This window comes from Sphingobium sp. CR28 (genome assembly GCF_052327305.1).
In the GTDB taxonomy this organism is placed as follows: domain Bacteria; phylum Pseudomonadota; class Alphaproteobacteria; order Sphingomonadales; family Sphingomonadaceae; genus Sphingobium.
In genome coordinates this window covers 682518-701545 of sequence record NZ_CP182486.1, presented here as the reverse complement: position 1 = coordinate 701545, position 19028 = coordinate 682518, and the positions used below count along the sequence as shown (strand labels likewise).

At 62.0% G+C, this 19028-nt stretch carries 17 protein-coding genes; 16 read left to right on the top strand and 1 reads right to left on the bottom strand.

Annotated elements, in window-relative coordinates; translation table 11 throughout:
- The 7 genes from ACNAOH_RS03255 to ACNAOH_RS03225 all read left to right on the top strand — a co-directional run bounded on the left by ACNAOH_RS03255 (position 1) and on the right by ACNAOH_RS03225 (position 10176).
- A complete protein-coding gene (locus ACNAOH_RS03255; protein WP_443971343.1) occupies positions 1-3435 on the top strand; it encodes a response regulator in 3435 nt (1144 codons plus the stop codon).
- Positions 3436-3437: 2 nt separating this feature from the next.
- Complete coding sequence (locus ACNAOH_RS03250) at positions 3438-4262, top strand: CheR family methyltransferase (RefSeq protein WP_443971342.1); 825 nt, start codon at positions 3438-3440, stop codon at positions 4260-4262.
- Positions 4259-4834, top strand: a complete 576-nt coding sequence (locus ACNAOH_RS03245; protein WP_443971341.1) for a chemotaxis protein CheB — start codon at positions 4259-4261, stop codon at positions 4832-4834. The genes ACNAOH_RS03250 and ACNAOH_RS03245 overlap by 4 nt, the downstream gene beginning before the upstream one ends.
- Positions 4831-5976, top strand: a complete 1146-nt coding sequence (locus ACNAOH_RS03240; protein WP_443971340.1) for a hybrid sensor histidine kinase/response regulator — start codon at positions 4831-4833, stop codon at positions 5974-5976. The genes ACNAOH_RS03245 and ACNAOH_RS03240 overlap by 4 nt, the downstream gene beginning before the upstream one ends.
- Positions 5977-6128: 152 nt before the next feature.
- Positions 6129-7232: an HlyD family efflux transporter periplasmic adaptor subunit gene (locus ACNAOH_RS03235; protein WP_443971339.1), complete on the top strand. Its 1104-nt coding sequence runs from the start codon at positions 6129-6131 to the stop codon at positions 7230-7232.
- 5 nt (positions 7233-7237) lie between these two features.
- Positions 7238-9388: a glycosyltransferase family 2 protein gene (locus ACNAOH_RS03230; RefSeq protein ID WP_443971338.1), complete on the top strand. Its 2151-nt coding sequence runs from the start codon at positions 7238-7240 to the stop codon at positions 9386-9388.
- 98 nt (positions 9389-9486) lie between these two features.
- Entirely contained in the window at positions 9487-10176 is a 690-nt protein-coding gene (locus ACNAOH_RS03225) for a Crp/Fnr family transcriptional regulator (RefSeq protein WP_443971337.1), read from the top strand.
- On the opposite strand, the gene ACNAOH_RS03220 is transcribed toward ACNAOH_RS03225, so the two are convergent.
- Positions 10173-10844: an OmpW/AlkL family protein gene (locus ACNAOH_RS03220; protein ID WP_443971336.1), complete on the bottom strand. Its 672-nt coding sequence runs from the start codon at positions 10842-10844 to the stop codon at positions 10173-10175. The two genes, ACNAOH_RS03225 and ACNAOH_RS03220, sit on opposite strands and share 4 nt — an antisense overlap.
- A gap of 184 nt (positions 10845-11028) precedes the next feature.
- Here ACNAOH_RS03220 and ccoN point away from each other — a divergent pair, with 184 nt between their 5' ends.
- Genes ccoN through ACNAOH_RS03175 form a run of 9 tightly spaced genes read left to right on the top strand, consistent with a single transcriptional unit; the run spans position 11029 to position 18981 of the window.
- On the top strand, positions 11029-12687 hold the full coding sequence (gene ccoN, locus ACNAOH_RS03215; RefSeq protein ID WP_443972033.1) for a cytochrome-c oxidase, cbb3-type subunit I: 1659 nt from the start codon (positions 11029-11031) through the stop codon (positions 12685-12687).
- Positions 12688-12699: 12 nt separating this feature from the next.
- Positions 12700-13476: a cytochrome-c oxidase, cbb3-type subunit II gene (gene ccoO / locus ACNAOH_RS03210; RefSeq protein WP_443971335.1), complete on the top strand. Its 777-nt coding sequence runs from the start codon at positions 12700-12702 to the stop codon at positions 13474-13476.
- Entirely contained in the window at positions 13473-13631 is a 159-nt protein-coding gene (locus tag ACNAOH_RS03205; RefSeq protein WP_443971334.1) for a cbb3-type cytochrome oxidase subunit 3, read from the top strand. Before ccoO ends, ACNAOH_RS03205 begins: the two co-directional genes overlap by 4 nt.
- Positions 13624-14586 (top strand): cytochrome-c oxidase, cbb3-type subunit III, encoded by a 963-nt coding sequence (ccoP, locus tag ACNAOH_RS03200; protein ID WP_443971333.1) that lies wholly within the window; start codon positions 13624-13626, stop codon positions 14584-14586. The genes ACNAOH_RS03205 and ccoP overlap by 8 nt, the downstream gene beginning before the upstream one ends.
- Positions 14573-16021 carry a cytochrome c oxidase accessory protein CcoG gene (gene ccoG, locus ACNAOH_RS03195; protein ID WP_443971332.1) on the top strand — a complete coding sequence of 483 codons (1449 nt, stop codon included), beginning with the start codon at positions 14573-14575 and terminating at the stop codon, positions 16019-16021. Before ccoP ends, ccoG begins: the two co-directional genes overlap by 14 nt.
- Positions 16018-16491 carry a FixH family protein gene (locus tag ACNAOH_RS03190; protein WP_443971331.1) on the top strand — a complete coding sequence of 158 codons (474 nt, stop codon included), beginning with the start codon at positions 16018-16020 and terminating at the stop codon, positions 16489-16491. The genes ccoG and ACNAOH_RS03190 overlap by 4 nt, the downstream gene beginning before the upstream one ends.
- On the top strand, positions 16488-18602 hold the full coding sequence (locus ACNAOH_RS03185; RefSeq protein ID WP_443971330.1) for a heavy metal translocating P-type ATPase: 2115 nt from the start codon (positions 16488-16490) through the stop codon (positions 18600-18602). Before ACNAOH_RS03190 ends, ACNAOH_RS03185 begins: the two co-directional genes overlap by 4 nt.
- Complete coding sequence (gene ccoS / locus ACNAOH_RS03180; protein ID WP_443971329.1) at positions 18599-18754, top strand: cbb3-type cytochrome oxidase assembly protein CcoS; 156 nt, start codon at positions 18599-18601, stop codon at positions 18752-18754. The genes ACNAOH_RS03185 and ccoS overlap by 4 nt, the downstream gene beginning before the upstream one ends.
- Positions 18751-18981: a hypothetical protein gene (locus ACNAOH_RS03175; RefSeq protein ID WP_443971328.1), complete on the top strand. Its 231-nt coding sequence runs from the start codon at positions 18751-18753 to the stop codon at positions 18979-18981. The genes ccoS and ACNAOH_RS03175 overlap by 4 nt, the downstream gene beginning before the upstream one ends.
- Positions 18982-19028: the final 47 nt, after the last annotated feature.

Below are 19028 nucleotides of genomic sequence, written 5' to 3'. Positions count from 1 at the left end.
ATGACTAACCGTTCCGCTTCCCAGACCGTTCGCACCAGCACTGGGCTGAACTGGGGAACATGGGCTGGCTTGGTGCTCGTCCTCCTCTTTTTTCTCGGGAGCGGTTTCACAGCTTATCGAAACATATCCACTCTGCGTGCGGATACGCGCAACGTTCAGCATACTCACGACGTCATCACTGCGCTGGGCAAGCTCCTTTCGGGTGCGCAGGACAGCGAGACGGGCCAGCGCGGCTATCTGCTCACCGGCGACGAACAATATCTGGCTCCTTATGCGGAAGCCCGCAAGCGCACCACGGAACAGCTCGACCATCTGGCCGACCTCACCCGTGATAACGAGACGCAGCAGGCGCGCCTGACGACGCTGCGGAGCTATATCGACGCCAAACTGGCTGAACTGAATCGGACAATCGAGCTGCGCCGTAGGGGCGAAACGGTCGCTGCGCTTTCGATCGTGAATGGCGGCGAAGGCAAGGCGGACATGGACCGCATCCGCAGCCAGATCGACCTCATGCAGCAGGAGGAAACGCGGCTACGCGCTATCCGTGTGGAGGAGATGGAGGCCGCCTACACCGCGGCATGGGCCACCGGCATCGGCACGATGCTGCTCGGTATCGCTCTTACTCTGGTCGTCGGTCTCCTGATCCGCCATTCAGCGCAGGTCCGCGAACGGCGGCAGTGGCTGCAGGCCGGTCAGGCCGAGTTGTCTGCCGTCATGCTCGGCGACCTGGGTGCGACCGAACTGGGCGAGCAGATCCTAGCATTCATGACGCGCTTTCTTGGCGCTCAGGGTGCCGCACTATTCGCCGGTCAGAGTGGGCGTTTCCATAGGATTGCTATGCAAGGCGTGCCCGGCGATGCGCGCATTATCGAGAGTTTCGCTTCGAAAGAGGGCCTGCTTGGCCAGGTTGCCGCTGAGCGGAGGGCCATGCTGCTGCAGGATGTGCCAGAGGGGTATCTGACGATCGGATCGGCGCTGGGTCGGGACAGCCCGCGCCATCTCGTCATCTCGCCTGCTATTGCGGATGATGTGGTTCAGGGCGTTCTAGAGTTTGGCTTTCTTCAGCCCGTGTCGACGGAGGTGATGGAGTTTCTTACCGAAGCGCAGATCGTCATCGGCACTGCGTTGCGGTCCGCACGTTTTCGGGCGGAACTCCAGAACCTGCTTGAGGAAACCCAGCGTCAGGCAGAGGAGCTTCAGGTCCAGAGCGAAGAGTTGCGCGTTTCGAACGAAGAACTTGAAGAACAAGGTCGCGCGCTCAAGGAATCGCAGGCCCGGCTGGAGCAGCAGCAAGTCGAACTGGAGCAGACCAACGCCCAGCTTGAGGAGCAGGCGCAGCAGCTGGAGGTCCAGCGGGACGATCTCGCGCGGTCCAGCGCCGCGGTCGAACTCAAGGCACGAGAGCTTGAGCAGGCGAGCCGCTATAAGTCCGACTTCCTGGCCAACATGTCGCATGAGTTGCGCACACCGCTCAATTCGCTGCTCATTCTCTCGAAACTGCTCAGCGACAATCCGGCGGGTAATCTAACCGGTGATCAGGTCAAATATGCCCAGACTATCCAGTCTTCGGGCAACGACCTGCTGACGCTTATCAACGATATTCTCGACCTTTCGAAAATCGAGGCCGGCCAGGTCGAAGTGCGTCCTGAGCCCATTGCGCTCGAGCGATTGACGAGCGGTCTGCAGCAATTGTTTCAGCCGATCGCGACCGAACGCCAGCTCTCCTTTGAGGTCTCAGTGGCGGATAATTGCCCCAAAGAGCTCGATGTCGATCGCCAGCGCCTTGACCAGATTCTCAAGAACCTCCTTTCCAATGCGCTTAAATTCACGGAAGCGGGCAGCGTCCGCCTCGACATAAACTGCACTGAAGACAAGCGCGTTGCCTTCGCGGTCACCGATACCGGCATCGGCATTGCTGAACATCAGCAGGGCGAGATTTTCGACGCTTTCCGTCAGGCTGACGGAACGATCAGCCGGAAATTTGGCGGCACGGGCCTCGGCCTTTCAATCTCGCGTGAGCTTGCCCGGCTGCTCGGCGGCACGATCACGCTGAGCAGCAAGCTCGGGGAAGGCAGCACCTTCACGCTGACGATCCCTATTACATACGATCCCGCTCTGGTCGCGCCGCGTGAGGAACCGGTTCCAAGTCCAGGCCCCCGTTCCAGCGCCGCTCCGGCTCCCCGGATCGAGCAGACGCCCTCTCCCGTGCGTCGCGTCGAGGATGATCGTGAGGCACTTATGGGCACCAGCCGCATCCTTCTCGTAGTGGAGGACGACCGCAGCTTCGCCGGGATTGTGCGGGATTTGGCACGCGAAATGGGCTTTCAGTGCCTTGTCGCCGGAAGTGCGGACGAGGCGCTCCGTCTCGCGCATGAATACCAGCCCAGTGCCGTCGTGCTCGATATCGGCTTGCCTGACCAGTCGGGCCTCGCGGTCCTTGATGCGCTCAAACGCGATGTGGAGACGCGTCACATACCGGTTCATGTCGTTTCCGCCGCTGACCACAGCCAGACGGCGCTGTCGCTCGGCGCAATCGGCTATCTGGTCAAGCCAGTGAAGCGCGAGGAACTAGCCGATCTGCTGGAGACATTGGCCGCCAAGCTTGCCAGCACGTCGCGTCGCGTCCTCATTGTCGAAGATGACGCTGTGCAGCGTGAGGCAGTGGCCCAGTTGCTCGCAAGCGGTGACGTGGAAACGGTGACGGTCGGTACGGCAGCCGAATGCCTCGAGCGTCTGCGTACCGAAACGTTCGACTGCATGGTGCTCGACCTCTCGCTTCCGGATGCATCCGGCTATGCGCTGCTCGAGAAGCTCCATCAGGATGATAGTCACAGCTTCCCGCCGGTCATCGTCTACACGGGCCGCGACCTCTCGACCGAGGATGAGCAGCGACTGAGGCGCTATTCCGACTCCATCATCATAAAGGGCGCCCGGTCGCCCGAACGGCTGCTGGATGAAGTCTCGCTCTTCCTTCATCAGGTCGTAACGGATCTGCCGCCCGAGCATCAGCAGATGATCCGGAAGGCCCGCAGCCGCGATGCCACGCTGGAGGGGCGCCGCGTCCTCATCGTCGAGGATGACGTTCGCAACGTCTATTCGCTGACCAACATTCTTGAGCCGCAAGGCGTGCTGATCGAGATCGCACGCAATGGCCAGGAAGCGATCAGTGCACTTGAAAAGTCCGCCGGAGAGGGTGGCGAGGCAATCGATCTGGTGCTCATGGATGTCATGATGCCAGTGATGGACGGCCTCACTGCCACCCGCAAACTTCGCGAAGACAGCCGTTGGAAGCGGTTGCCGATCCTCATGCTCACCGCCAAGGCGATGCCTGACGATCAGCAGAAGTGCATTGATGCCGGGGCGAGCGACTACATGGCCAAGCCGCTCGACGTGGATAAGCTGCTGTCGCTTGTCCGCGTCTGGATGCCGCGCTGACCATGTCGGACGCGATCGAGGATATCGAGATCAGACTGCTGCTGGAGGCCCTGTACCAGCGCTATCATTACGACTTCCGGAACTATGCGCAGGCCTCGATCCGTCGACGGCTGCGACAGGCGCGCCAGCAACTCGGCTTCACGACCTTTTCGGCGATCCAGGAGGGCCTGCTGCATGACGAGGGACTGCTGCCGCGTCTGCTCGGCTATCTGACAGTGCAGGTCAGCGAGATGTTTCGCGATCCGTCCTATTTCCTTGCCCTGCGCGAGCAGGTCGTCCCCCATCTGCGAACCTATCCCTCGCTCAAGGTCTGGGTCGCCGGGTGCAGTGGGGGCGAGGAGCTTTATTCGTTGGCCATCCTGTTTCGCGAAGAAGGGCTGGCGGATCGCACTCTTTTTTACGCGACTGACATTAGTCAGGAAGCGATCGAAACGGCTTCACGCGGCATTTATGCCCTCGATCGGATCAAGGGGTTTACGCAGAATCATCGGGCTTCCGGAGGGAAGTCATCGCTGTCCGACTATTACACTACCGCGTATGGCGGCGCGGCATTCGACAAAAGCCTGCGCGAACGGGTCGTCTTTTCCGATCACAGTCTGGTGGCGGACGCGGTATTCGGTGAGATGCATCTCATTTCCTGTCGGAACGTGATGATCTATTTCGATCGTGTGCTGCAGGATCGCGCGCTTGGGCTCTTTCGCGACTCCCTCGTGCGCAACGGCTTTCTCGGTTTGGGCGCGAAAGAGAGCCTGCGTTTCTCCGCTCATGCGTCTTCCTTTGCGGACTTCATCCGCTCAGAGCGCATCTATCAGAGGCGGGATATATGACTGCCGGTGCGGCGCGCATCGTCGTCATCGGGGCTTCGGCAGGTGCCATTCAGGCGCTTTCGCAGATCCTGCCGGCCTTGCCGGCTGATTTCCCGCTGCCGATCCTTGTCGTTGTTCATGTGCCGGCGGATCGAAGCAATTTCCTAGCCCCCCTTTTTCAGGACAAATGCCAACTCACCGTCCGCGAAGCCGAGGACAAGGAGCCGGCGTTGGGTGGAACCGTCTACTTCGCGCCGCCCGACTATCATCTACTGCTTGAAGCCGACGGGTCGCTTTCACTCTCGAGCGATGAGCCCGTTCAGCATTCCCGTCCGTCCGTTGATGTCCTTTTTGAGAGCGCCGCCGATGCCTTTGGCGCGGACGTGATCGGCATCGTGCTGACGGGCGCCAATGCAGACGGCGCCGCAGGCCTTCGCGCCATTGCCGCCGCTGGTGGCAATGCGCTTGTCGAAGATCCCCGGTCTGCCTTCGCCGATGCCATGCCGGACGCAGCCCGAAAGGCCTGTCCCTCGGCTAGAATTCTGCCCCTCGACGGGATCGCCCAATTTCTTCTGGAGAATGCTCAAAGATGAACAGTGGACAAACCCCTGTCCCGATCCTGCTTGTCGATGATCTGGAAGAGAATCTTCTGTCTCTGGAGGCATTGCTCACTCGCGAGGATGTGCGCCTTCTCACGGCGCATTCGGGGGACGAGGCTCTCGAACTATTGCTGCGTGAGGATGTCGCGCTCGCACTGCTGGATGTGCAGATGCCCGGCATGAACGGCTTTGAGCTGGCCGAGTTCATGAGGGGTAACGAGCGAACACGCTCCATTCCTATCATTTTCCTGACGGCCGGGACGGCTGACGCGCAGCGCAGGTTTCAGGGCTATGAAGCAGGCGCTGTCGACTTCATCCAGAAGCCGATCGAGGCGGATATCCTGCGCAGTAAAGTCGATGTGTTCGTCAAGCTTTACCAGCAGCGTCAGCTCCTCGCTGCCCAGCGCGATGAACTCGCCGCCACGACCAGTGCCTTACGCGAAGCCGACCGCCGCAAAGATGAGTTTCTGGCGGTTCTTGCGCACGAACTGAGGAATCCTCTCGCTTCGCTTCATGCCGGCGTGAACCTCATTCAGCGCAAGGTAGGTACGCCCCAGGCGCCGATCATTCAGGAAAGTATGCACCGGCAGATTTTCCACCTGGCCCGGCTGGTGGATGATCTGCTTGACGTATCGCGGATTACAGAGGGCAAGATCTCCCTGCGCAGGGAGCGGCTAAACCTTGCCGAGGTGCTCAGCCTCGCGATCGAGGGCAGTCAGGCGCAGATCGACGCGGGACATCACCATTTCACCACCGATGTGCCAAGCGAAACGGTTTGGATCGATGGCGATCTTACCCGGCTGGCGCAAATCATCTCCAACCTTCTCAATAACGCCGCCAAATATACGCCTGAAAACGGAGAGATCAGACTTTCCGCGCGGGTGGTGGACAATGAGATCGAGATTGCAGTCCAGGACAATGGGCTGGGTATTCCACCTGAGAAGAAGGATCATATTTTTGAGATTTTCGCGCAGATAGACGAACATCAGGAGCGGGCAGGGGGCGGGCTCGGCATCGGCCTAGCGCTCGTTCATCAGCTTGTGGACCTCCATGGTGGCAGGATCGGCGTTGAGAGCGAGGGCCTGGGGAAGGGCAGCCGGTTCTTCTTTCGCATTCCTGTAACGGGAACCAACTGAAGATAACGAGATCGTAACTGTATTTCCGCTACCACGGTCCCGCGTCGGACTTGGCGTGGGGTGGGGCAGGAATCATGGGAAAGTTGGAGACGTTTCTCCGGGCGCGGGGGACGCGCGTGGCATTGGCCGTCTGTTTACTCGGGACGGGCGCGATGGGTTTTGCGCCCTACGTATTGAACGACGTTTCCACACAGGCTGCGATCAATGCGCCCCTCATCCGCCTGACCGCTGCGGCAGACGGCACTGTCGCGAACCTTCCGGTGGATGGACAATATTTTGGGCGGCCTACCCCGATCCGGCTTCTGGACATCGCGCAGGACACAGGCGAAGTCGCTGACCTTAACGCGCGAGAGGAAATCGCGCTGGCGCAGATCACCCTCAGCAAGCGTCAACTCGCTGAACTGACCGCACAGGAAACGCGCCTCGATCATCGCGCGGCGCTCTTCTCTCGAGCGACCTCAGCGCGCCTGCTGCAAGACCGGGTTGCCGCACAGGCGGCGATCGAGAGTTGCCAGGCGGAACGATCCGAGCAGGCCGCAGCGCTGGTGCGTGCGCGCCAGCTTGCCGCGCAGGGCTTCATGTCGCAGGCCGGCGTCGAAAAGGCGATGGCAGCGGCCTCTGCCAAGGAGAGCGATTGCAGCAAGGCCGCAGCGACACTCCGGTCCATTCAGATCGCGAGCGACGCTGCTCGCTCGGATGTCTTCGTCGGCGACAGCTATAATGACGCGCCCTATGCCGTGCAGCAGGCCGACCGGGTGCTGCTCCAGCGCCAGACAATCGAGAAGACGCTGAGCGACGCGACGGCTGAATATGCGCAAACGCGGGTCCGACTGAAGGACGCGCTTGCCCGTGCGAGCTATGTTGCGCCCGCAGGCACGCTGGTCTGGGCGGCGACCTCAAGTTCCGGTGCGTCGATCCGCGCCGGTGAACCCGTGATCGATCTCGTCGATTGCCGCCGCCGCTTCGTGCAGGTGTCCCTGCCTGAGCGCAAGGCGGAGGTCATTCAGCCGGGCGGGCACGCGGATATTCGGATGATCGGCTCCAGCACCTGGATGAAGGGCCGGGTCGTGAACATCACAGGAGGAGCGGGTCGCCGTCAGGAACGGCTGCTTGCTGCCTCGACCTATTCGCAGCCGGGCGCGCGGGAAATCATCGTCGACGTTGCTCTGCCTGCGCAGTTGCCGGCCAAGGTCGATGCAAGTCGCAAATGCGATGTCGGGCGCCTGGCAGAGGTGCGGTTCGGCCGCAGCATCTGACCGAGATGGAGAGCGTAGCGCTCAACGCGCCGTTCACGGCGCTCGCGCTGGTGCTAGGCGCGTTCATCGTCTTCGGCAGCCTATGGCGATCTCGCGCGGGGATCGTCGCTACCGTGGCGGCCACGGTCGGCAGCTACGTTTACTGGCGTGTCATGGATACTATTCCCTGGGGAGGTTCTGCAGGGGATCTATGGTGGCCGCTTACCTGCCTCGCGATCGAGATGGCCGCGCTGTTCGATGGCGCGATCCTGCTCGCTCTGCTCTCCCGGCCGACAAACCGTTCCGCTGAGGCCGACGCAGGCGAGGCGCGCTGGCGGTCGCTATGGGCGCAGAATGCCGGTCTGCTGCCGCCCGTCGATGTGTTCATCGCGACCTATAACGAGCCACGCGAAGTACTGGAGAAAACCGTGCTCGGCTGCCTCGCGCTGGACTGGCCTGAGGCGCGCGTATGGGTGCTTGACGATGGGCGGCGCCCCTGGGTGCATGACATGTGCGTTGCCAAGGGCGCGGGCTATATTAACCGGCCCGACAATAAGGGCGCCAAGGCCGGCAACATCAACCATGGGCTGACGCTGACAGATGCCCCCTTCGTCGCTGTTTTCGATGCGGACTTTGTACCGCAGCGCAACTTCCTGCTGCGCACGATGGGCTTTTTCGAACAGCCGCAGATCGGCATCGTCCAGATTCCCCACAGCTTCTACAATCACGATCCCATGCAGACCAATCTGGGTCTGCAGCAGGCCATGCCGGACGATCAGCGCTTCTTTTTCGAAGCGATTATGCCCGGTCGCGATGGGTGGGACGCCGCCTTCTGTTGTGGGTCCAATTCCGTAACCCGCCGCTCAGTTTTCGAGGAGATTGGCGGAGGCCTGCCCGAAGGTTCGATCACCGAAGACATGCTGCTCACGCTTGCTTGTCTGCGCGGGGGCTATGTCACGCGTTATCTCAACGAGCCGCTGGCTTATGGTCTCGCCCCGGAGAGTAACGCGGCCTTCTTCGTTCAGCGCCAGCGCTGGGCGCAAGGGGCGATCCAGATCCTTTACTTAAAGCTCGGGCCGCTCGGCCCAAAGTTGAGACTGCGCTATCGCTTCCTGTTCCTGCCCACCGCATGGCTCACGCAGGGTTTGCAGTCCGCATTCACTATCCTCGCACCGATCCTCTTCGCGCTGTTCAACATGGTGCCGATGGTGCGCGTCGATCTGAACGCCGTTATCTTCCACGTCCTGCCGATGATCGTGGCGCTGATCGGCGGCATCAGCCTGCTGGCACCGGGCCGCTATTATCCACTGGCTGCGCAGATCCTGACCGTGTTCCAGACTTTCCGCATTTTGCCGGCATCCCTCAAGACGCTCCTGGCACCCAAGGGCCTGACATTTAAGGTAACGCCCAAGGGTTCGAACTCCGGCAGTGAGGCGCCGACCGGCGTTCTTTTGGCCGCCTTGTCCCTGGTTGGCCTGAGCCTCCTGGCTCTTGCGCTCAATATGACCGACTATCGTGTGGTGGATTATGACGGTCTGATCCCGATCGTCGCGTTCTGGTTGATGCTCAATATGGTGATGCTTCTTCTCGTCGCCATGATGTGCCTGGAGAAACCGCGCGTGCGGCTTGAGGAGCGCTTCCCCCTTCAGCAGGGCATCACGCTGATCGGCGAGCGGGGCGAGATGATCCAGGCAAGTGAGGGTGACATTTCTATTTCAGGGCTTGGCATTCAACTGAATGCCGCCACCACCCTAGCGGTGGGCGATCGCGTGCAGGTCGTCCTACCCGAGGTTGGGATCATTCGCGGGTTTGTGCGCCACTCCAGCCGACGGATCGGGATCGAGTTCGATTTTTATTCCGAGGAATTGCGAGAGCGGCTGATCGTCGCTCTGTTTACGAATGGCATGAACGTAAATGCGCAGCGACCATCGGCGCTTGCAGTTGCCGGCGCGGTGCTCAAGCGGCTCTGGTCCGCGGACCTCAGTGTCCGTCAGGAGCTGGCCGCGGCCTTGGAGAGGGCCGGGCCGGCCGAGAAACTGAGCGCGATCACGCGCCTCATTCCGCCCACTAATCGCGTCGATCTCAAGACGCCGCAGCTGGTCGCACTGGCGGGCGAACGCCAGAACGCTCCCGAAATTCCGCTGCCGGAACACACTCCCGCAAGGCAATACGGCTGATGCCGGGCTGGAGGCCGCCACCGGTTTGCGAGCTGTCTCCAAGCCTGGGACAAGTTGTCCAGCTTTTCAAATTGACCTAGATTATCTATGGCAAGGATGTGACCGACTGTCAGTCCTGCGTTGTGCGCAATCGCGCGATCTGTTCCAGCCTCGACGCCGAGGAGCTCGCCGTTCTCGGGAAGATGGGGCGTCGCCAGCGAGTCAAAGCCGGCCACACTTTGTTGTGGGAAGGGGATGATGCTCCCGTGGTGGCCAACGTGCTGGAGGGCGTGCTCAAGCTGGTGGTCGCCGCGACAGAAGGCCGCGAGCAGATCGTCGGCGTGGTTTTCCCATCGGATTTCATTGGGCGCCCGTTCGGCAAGGAAAGCCCTTACAGCGTTACGGCGATGACGGATGCGGAAGTCTGCATCTTCAACCGCAGCAATTTTGACGAGTTTTCCGGCAATCATCCCGATCTTCAGCAGAAGCTGCTGCGTCGTACGCTCGACGAGCTGGACCGCGCGCGCCACTGGATGATGCTGCTGGGCCGCAAGTCTGCGTCTGAAAAAATCGCGTCCTTCCTGCTCGAAATGTCGGACCGGCTTCCCGGGCAGGGATGCGGCGCGAATGCGCAAAGCAGTTTCGAACTGCCTTTCGGGCGGCAGCAGATTGCGGACATTCTGGGCCTCACAATCGAGACGACGAGCCGCCAGTTAACGAAGATGCGCGCTGAAGGCGTGCTGGACCTCCCGTCTCGCCGCGAGATCGTAATCAACGACCGCGCGGCGATGGAGGACATGGCGGGTTAGAACCGGAAGCCGACGCCTGCGCTAATGACCCAGGGGTCAAGCTTGTGGGTCGTGCGAAGGACTTCGGTTGCTCCGGCGAACCAGCGTGCGGTTGGGCGCATGAAATAGCGCTTGGCATCGAAGGTGACGGCAAGCCCCTTGTCATTCACCGGGATGTCGATGCCTGCCTGAAGCGCGGCGCCGACTTTGTCTCCCATCTTTTGCCGGGTCGCGCCACGCGAGCGCGTCGTGGCACCCGGCCTCTCGTCGATGAAGATGAAGTAGCTAGGGCCGGCGCCCACATAGGGCTGGATGCCGCCTTCCTTGCCGAAATGATATTTCAGTGTCAGCGTGGCGGGCACGATCTTCGCATCGGAGACGAGCGTAGCGCCATCAAGGGCGCCCCGGCCATCGACATCATGCTGGGTGACGCCCGCAATGGTCTCGATCGAGATATTGTCCGCCAGAAAATATTCGATGGCAATCGTGGGGATCACATTGTTGTCGGCCTTGGTTTTGGTGCCGGCGGGCAGGCCGATGCGGTCAAGTTCGACATCCTTCAGCTTGCCATTGGGCGCGACAAGCGTGCCGAGCAGCTTGAGCTGCACGTCGCCGCTCTTCGCGGCCACCTGCCCTGGAATGGCCAGCGCTGCGCCCAGCGCGAGGAGGGGGAATAGTCGGGTCTTCATTGGTCGGCTCCCTGTGTTGCCTTCATGTTTTCGACGAGAGCGTCTCTGAGCCCGCCCACCTGCGGTCGCATTGATGGAACGCAATTTTTTCGTTGATCCCGGTCAATGTCTCGGGGCGCTCGTGCGTCCAAAGCGGCCCAGATCCGCGCGATCGGCAAAGTCGCGCCAAAAAGGGGCAAGCATGATGGACAGTCTGGTTATGAAGGCGGGGGGCTGGTTAGGCCTGGCCTTTGTCGCCCTTATTATGGCTGCGATTGCGGTCGATGCACCGTTCGCGGTGCACATGGTGATTGTGGCGCTCACCTGCCTCGCCATGCTGTGGGTGACGATCTCGCGGGCCGATTACGGCGCGATCGCGCGGGGCATTCTCAAGATGCCCGCCGATGAGGGCATTTATGATGACGACCCGGTTCGCTGGGGCGTGATCGCGACGCTCTTCTGGGGGCTCGCGGGGATGATCGCGGGCGTCTATATCGCGCTGCAGCTCGCTTATCCGGTGCTGAACCTGGGTCTAGAGTACACCACGTTCGGCCGGTTGCGTCCGCTTCACACCTCGGCGGTGATCTTCGCTTTCGGCGGAAATGCTCTCATCGCGACGAGCTATTATGTGGTGCAGCGCACCTGCCGCGCACGATTGGCCTTCCCCACAATGGCCCGCTTCGTTTTCTGGGGTTACCAGCTCTTCATCGTCCTTGCCGCGACCGGGTATGTGATGGGCGTCACCGAGGCGAAGGAATATGCCGAGCCGGAATGGTATGTCGATCTGTGGCTGACAATTGTCTGGGTCGCCTATCTGGTGGTTTTTGTAGGAACGGTCGTCAAACGCCGTGAACCTCATATCTACGTCGCCAACTGGTTCTATCTGAGCTTCATCATCACCATCGCGATGCTCCACATCGTGAACAACCTCTCGGTTCCGGTGAGCTTCGTCGGTTCGAAGAGCTACTCGGCCTTTGCCGGGGTGCAGGATGCACTGACCCAGTGGTGGTATGGGCACAATGCGGTCGCCTTTTTCCTGACCGTGCCCTTCCTGGCGATGATGTATTACTTCGTGCCCAAGCAGGCCGAGCGTCCGGTCTACAGCTATCGCCTGTCGATCCTTCACTTCTGGTCGCTGATCTTCCTCTACATCTGGGCCGGTCCGCACCACCTTCATTATACCGCGCTGCCAGACTGGGCGCAGACGCTGGGTATGGTCTTTTCGGTCGTCCTGTGGATGCCGAGCTGGGGCGGCATGATCAACGGCCTGATGACGCTCAACGGCGCATGGGACAAGATCCGCACTGACCCGATTATCCGTATGATGGTCATGGCGCTCGCCTTCTACGGCATGGCGACCTTCGAAGGCCCCATGCTGTCGATCAAGGCAGTGAACAGCCTGTCGCACTACACGGACTGGACGATCGGTCACGTCCACGCCGGCGCGCTGGGTTGGAACGGCATGATCATCTTCGCCTGCGTCTATTATCTGGCGCCGCGTCTGTGGGGCCAGAAGCGCCTCTACAGCTTGCGCATGGTCAACTGGCACTTCTGGCTCGCGACGGTGGGGATCGTGTTTTACGCCGCCGCGATGTGGGTCGCCGGCATCATGCAGGGCCTGATGTGGCGCGAATATGGAGCTGACGGCTATCTGGTCTACAGCTTCGTCGAGACCGTCGCCGCGATGCACCCGATGTACCTCATCCGGGCTGCGGGCGGAGCGCTCTACCTCGCCGGCTTCATCATCATGATCGTCAACGTGTGGGCCACACTGGCCGGCAAGATCCGCGACGAGAAGCCGATGACCGAGACCCCGCACAACGCCGCAGCGGACCGTCCGCTCGCGCCAGTGCCTGCCGAATAAGGAGCCCGAAACATGGCCACTCAACCTGCTGAAAAGGGCTTCAGCCACAAGAAGATCGAGCGCAACGTCACGCTGCTCGGCGCCCTGGCTCTGGTCGTCGTGACGATTGGCGGCATTGTCGAGATCGCCCCACTTTTCTGGATCGACAACACGATCGAGAAGGTGGACGGCATGCGACCCTACACGCCGCTCGAACTCGCCGGTCGCAACATCTACATGCGCGAGGGCTGCTACACCTGTCATAGCCAGATGATCCGCCCGTTCCGTGACGAAGTGGAGCGCTACGGACATTACAGTCTGGCGGCGGAGAGCATGTATGACCATCCGTTCCAGTGGGGCTCCAAGCGCACCGGGCCGGATTTGGCGCGTGTAGGCGGGCGCTATTCGGATGAGTGGCACCGTGCGCACCTCGCCGATCCGCGCAGTGTGGTGCCAGAGTCGGTCATGCCGCCTTATGCATTTCTCGCCGAGCGCGAACTCAAGGCCGGCGACATGCGCAAGGATCTGACTGCGCTCAGCCGGGTTGGCGTGCCATATAGCGACGCGGACGTCGAGAAGGCCAACGAGGATCTCGCCGCCCAGGCCGATCCCAATGCCGATACGAGCGACCTCCTCAAGCGCTATCCCAAGGCGCAGGCTCGCGATTTTGACGGCGACCCCGCCAAGCTGACCGAGATGGACGCGCTGGTCGCCTACCTCCAGATGCTCGGCACGCTTGTCGACGTCGAAAAGGGAGCTCCGCAGGAGCAGCCTCATGAAGCGACGACGCAGGCGGAGAAGGCGCGATGAGCTACAACGATCTGCGCCATCTGGCTGACAGTTGGGGCCTGCTGGTGATGACGGTGGTGTTCCTCACGCTCATTGCCTGGCCCTTCCGCAAGGGAGGCCGCGACCGCAGCGACGAAGCCGCAAAAATGATTTTCAGGGACGACGACCATGGCTGATACGCACAAGCATCAGGCCTCCGCCGGGGGGAAACGTATCGACGAGGCCACCGGCACGAGCACGGTGGGTCACGAGTGGGACGGTATCGAGGAGCTTGATACGCCCATGCCGCGCTGGTGGTTGTGGACCTTGTACGCCACGATCGTCTGGGGGCTCGTCTATATCGTGCTCTATCCTGCCTGGCCGCTGGTCAACAGCGCAACCAAGGGTGTGCTCGGGTGGTCGAGCCGTGGTCAACTCGAGCAGGAAATGGCGGCAGATGCCAAGCGTCGCGCGCCCGTCCTGAGCGCCATCGGGGCGACGCCCATTGCCGACCTGCCTGCCAAGCCGGAGCTGATGCAGGCGGCAGTGCAGGGCGGCGCGGCTGCCTTCCGCGTCCATTGCATCCAGTGCCACGGTGCGGGCGGCGCGGGCGTGAAGAAGCTATATCCGAGCCTGACGGACGATGACTGGCTGTGGGGCGGCGACCTTGCCACCATCGAATACACAATCACTCACGGCATCCGGAACCCGGACCACGACGAAACGCGCGTCAGTCAGATGCCGGCCTTTGGTCATGACGGCCTGCTCGACCATGCGCAGATATCGGACGTGGTGAGCTTTGTGCGGGTAATCAGCCTTCAGGAGAAGGCGAGCGCGTCCTCCAGGCGCGGAGCGGCGATCTTCGAGGCCAATTGCGCGGTCTGCCATGGCGTGGACGGCGGGGGCGGGCGCGAGGTTGGCGCGCCCAGGCTGACCGATGCCGTCTGGCTCTACGGCGGCGACCGCGAGAGCATCACGGCGACGATCAATCAGCCCCGTAACGGCGTGATGCCGCGTTGGAACAGCCGGCTGGATCCAGTGACGATCAAGATGCTGGCCGCCTATGTGCATTCGCTGGGCGGTGGCGAGAAAGCACCTGAAGTGGCTGCCGCTCCTGCGGCGGAAGGGCAGGGAGCGGATGGCCAGCCCTGACACGGACGATACGCATCCGGCGCTGTACGAGGCACGGAAGGGCGTTTACCCGAAAGCGGTAAACGGCCCTTTCCGCCGCTTCAAATGGGCTGTGATGGCGATTACCCTGGCGATCTACTACGGCACGCCGTGGATTCGCTGGGATCGTGGGCCCTATGCGCCGGATCAGGCCGTTCTGATCGATCTGGCCCATCGTCGCTTCTACATGTTCCAGATCGAGATCTGGCCGCATGAATTCTATTATGTTGCTGGTCTGCTCATCATGGCGGGGATCGGCCTGTTTCTCGTTACCAGCGCGGTTGGCCGGGCCTGGTGCGGCTATGCCTGTCCGCAAACCGTTTGGACGGACCTGTTCCAGCATGTCGACCGCCTGATCGATGGTGATCGCAACGCTCAGATCCGGCTGGCGAAAGGTCCATGGACCGCTGAGAAAATCATCAAGCGCACCGCCAAGTACGCGATCTACCTGACCATCGCGTTCTGGACCGGCGGCGCGTGGATCATGTATTTCGCTGACGCGCCAACGCTCACCCGCGACTTCTGGACCGGTGAGGCAGCGCCTGTAGCCTATGCAACCGTAGGGATATTGACAGCCACGACCTTCGTGCTTGGTGGTTTCATGCGCGAGCAGGTGTGCGTCTATATGTGCCCCTGGCCCCGCATTCAGACCGCGATGATGGATGAAAAGTCGCTGCTGGTCACATATAAGGATTGGCGCGGGGAACCGCGCGGCAGCGTCAAGAAGGCGCAGGCCCATCCCGGTTCGTTCGGGGACTGTGTAGACTGTCTCCAGTGCGTTGCGGTTTGCCCCACAGGCATCGATATCCGGGAAGGGCCGCAGATCGGCTGTATCACCTGCGCACTCTGCATCGACGCGTGCGACGGCGTGATGGCTCAGGTCGGGCGGCCCCGTGGTCTCATCGATTATTGCACGCTGGAAGACGCAGCGACCGAAAAAACCGGCGGCACCTCAAAAGCAATACTGAAGACCCTTCTTCGTCCGCGCACGCTCATCTATTCAGGCATCTGGGTCGCGATCGGCGTTGCGATGCTCTTTTCGCTGGGGCAGCGGACCCGGCTCGACCTCGCCGTGCAGCATGAGCGTAGTCCGCTCTACGTCCAGCTTTCTGACGGCTACATCCGCAACAACTATACTCTCAAATTGCGCAACATGGAGACACGGCCGCGCCGGGTCGCCGTGACAGTGGAAGGACTGGCAGGCGCTGAGCTCTGGACCGACACTGGCTCCCGCGAGACGGCGGGACAACGCATCGAAGTGATGGTGCCGGCTGACAGCGTCGCTCGGATCGGCCTCTTCGTGGCGGCACCGGCCAAAGGCCCAGCGCGGCAGGACTTCACGATCAGCACGCGGGCGCTCGACGGCGACCCACGCGGCGATAGCGATACGATACAGTTTGACCGGCCGGAGACATGACGATTAACGGAAAGACCCCTCGCACATTCACCGGCCGCCATATGACGTTCATCCTTGTCGCCTTCTTCGGCGTGGTGATGGCCGTCAACTTCACCATGGCGCGATTTGCCCTGTCCACATTCGGTGGCACGGTGGTCGACAATAGCTATGTCGCGAGCCAGCGCTACAATGAGTGGCTGGCCCGTGCCGCCGCTCAGGACAGGCTGGGTTGGGTTCAGTCCGTAACGGTGGGCGAAGGGCGACATCTCCTGATCTCCGTGAAGAAAAACGGCGCTTCGCTGGAGGGTGTGCGCGTTTCCGCGACGCTCAACCATCCGCTCGGGCAAGCGGAGCCGCGCCCCATTCACTTTTCCCGTACAGGAGATGGCGCGCTCCGTTCGGCGGAGGCTTTGCCCGCGGGACGCTGGCGGCTCGACGTCGTCGTGCGCCATGGCGAGGACGTGGCGCGCTACCGGGACGATCTGCAATGAGCGCCGTCGCCCTCGTCGAGCGGGACTTCGCCGTCCCTGACATTCGCTGCGCCGGTTGTATTGCGAAGCTGGAGCAAGGGCTGGTACGCGACCGGCGCATCGCGGCGGCGCGCGTGAACTTCACGGAAAAGCGCGTGCATCTCTCCTGCCTTCCAGATGCGGACATGCCCGATCTGCTTGGTGCCTTCACCACGCTCGGCTTCGAAGCGCATCCGATCGGCAACGGGCCGGAGACTGCCGATGCCGCAGCCGAGAGCAGTCGCGAACTGCTGCGTGCTGTCGCGGTGGCCGGCTTCGCCATGATGAACATCATGCTGCTGTCGGTCTCCGTCTGGTCCGGCGCGGTCGGTGTGACGAGGGATCTTTTTCACTGGCTTTCGGCACTGATTGCCCTGCCCGCCGTGGCCTATACCGGTCGCCCGTTCTTTCGGTCTGCCTGGCGAGCGGTAAGTCACGGGCGCACCAATATGGACGTGCCGATCAGCATTGGCGTGCTGCTGGTGTGCGCGATGAGCCTTTACGAGACGGCGACGGGGGGCGCTCACGCCTATTTCGACGGCGCGGCGATGCTCCTGTTCTTCCTGCTGTGCGGGCGCTGGCTGGATAGCGTGATGCGAGACCGCGCGCGGGGCGGTGTCACGGCTTTGCTGCGCAACATGGGCACCGGGGCGATGGTGGTGCAGGAAGATGGACACACGCGCTGGACCGACACCACGGCGATCCAGCCTGAGATGGTGATGCTCGTTGCCGCAGGAGAGAGGCTGTCTGCCGATGGCGTCGTGACTGGCGGAGAGAGCCGGATCGATCTTTCCCTTCTTACTGGCGAGAGCGCGCCGCAGGCGGTGCATGTAAACGACCTTGTCCATGCCGGTACGCTGAACCTCGATGCGCCCATCCGGGTGAAGGTCACTGCGGCGGGAAGCGACACGGCCATCGCCGACATCGCGCGGCTGATGGGCGAGGCGGCGCAGGGTAAATCGCGCTACGTTCGGATCGCCGACCGCGCGGCTCGGCTTTATGCGCCGGCGGTCCACACATTGGCTCTAGCCGCATTCGCGGGCTGGATGATCGCTGGCGCAGGTTGGCACCATAGCCTGCTCATTGCAGCGGCAGTGCTCATCATCACATGCCCCTGCGCGCTCGGCCTTGCCGTGCCCGCTGCCCAGATCGTTGCGGCAGGCGCGCTGATGCGGAACGGCGTTCTCATCAAGGACGGTTCGGCGCTGGAGCGCTTGGCCGAGGTGGATCGTGCGCTCATCGACAAGACGGGCACGCTGACTCTGGGCCGGCCAGAGGCTGTCGATCTCGACGAGCTCGACAGCAAAGACCAGTCCCTGATCCTCGCATTGTCCCAGGCGTCCCGCCATCCGCTCAGCGAAGCGCTGACCCGCGGCCTGCAGGCACTCGATGTTCGTCCCGCCCAGCTGTCCGGACTGCGCGAAATGCCGGGTTTCGGGGTGGAGGCGCAGTGGCAGGGCAGTATGGTGACGCTGGGCCGTCCCGTGGAGGCGGACATGGGGGATGCGCTTGCCACACAGCTTGCCATTGATGGGATGCCGCTGGCGACGATCCGTTTCGCCGACCAGCTCCGCCCGGATGCGCGCGAGGCGATCGAAGCGTTACGGGCGGAAGGCATAGATTCCATGATCCTGTCCGGTGATCGGACAGAAGCGGTCGCACCTGTCGCGCGGCAGCTGGGTCTGACTGCACAGACGGGAATGAGCCCGCAGGACAAACTGAGTGCGATTCAGCGGCAAAGCATTGTCGGCCACAAGATCCTCATGCTGGGCGATGGACTGAATGATGGCCCGGCGCTGGCTGCCGGCCATGCATCCATGGCACCGGGGTCGGCGAGCGATGTCGGCAAGAACGCCGCGGACTGCATTTTCCTTGGTGATCGTCTCATGCCGGTCGTGAGCGCGATCCGCATGGCACGGCGCACCCAGGCCGTCGTGCGCCAGAATTTCATGGCTGCGATCCTCTATAACGTCGTCGCGGTGCCGCTTGCTTTCATGGGGTTGGTCACGCCTCTGGTGGCCGCCATTGCGATGTCCGGTTCTTCGCTGATCGTTGTGGGCAATGCGCTCCGTCTGAAGAGGGCAAGCAAATGAACGGGCTCGCTTTTCTCATTCCCATCGCGCTGGGGCTCGGGCTTCTGGGTCTCGCGGCGTTTTTCTGGTCGCTCCGCCAGGGGCAGTTCGACGATATGGATGGCGCCGCGCTGCGTATCTTCGTCGAGGACGAGGAGGGGCGTGTGCCATGAGGGGCGCTCAACTCGTAGCCATTCTGGCGGCAGTCGCGCTGGCGCAACCGCCAGTAACGGCGCAAGCTCGCGTTATGACGATCATGATGTGCGGCGGTCAGACCGTGCATATGGTTGTGCCCGGCAATCCCGATGATCCCGAGCAGGGGCAGCATTGCCCGAAGGCGTGCCATGCAATTGCGGAGCGGCGGGCGAAACCCGGCGAGCTAGAGCAAGACTGCTGTTGATGCGTGCGCCGTTGATCACGATCAATGTCGGCGCGGCCTTCCCGTCA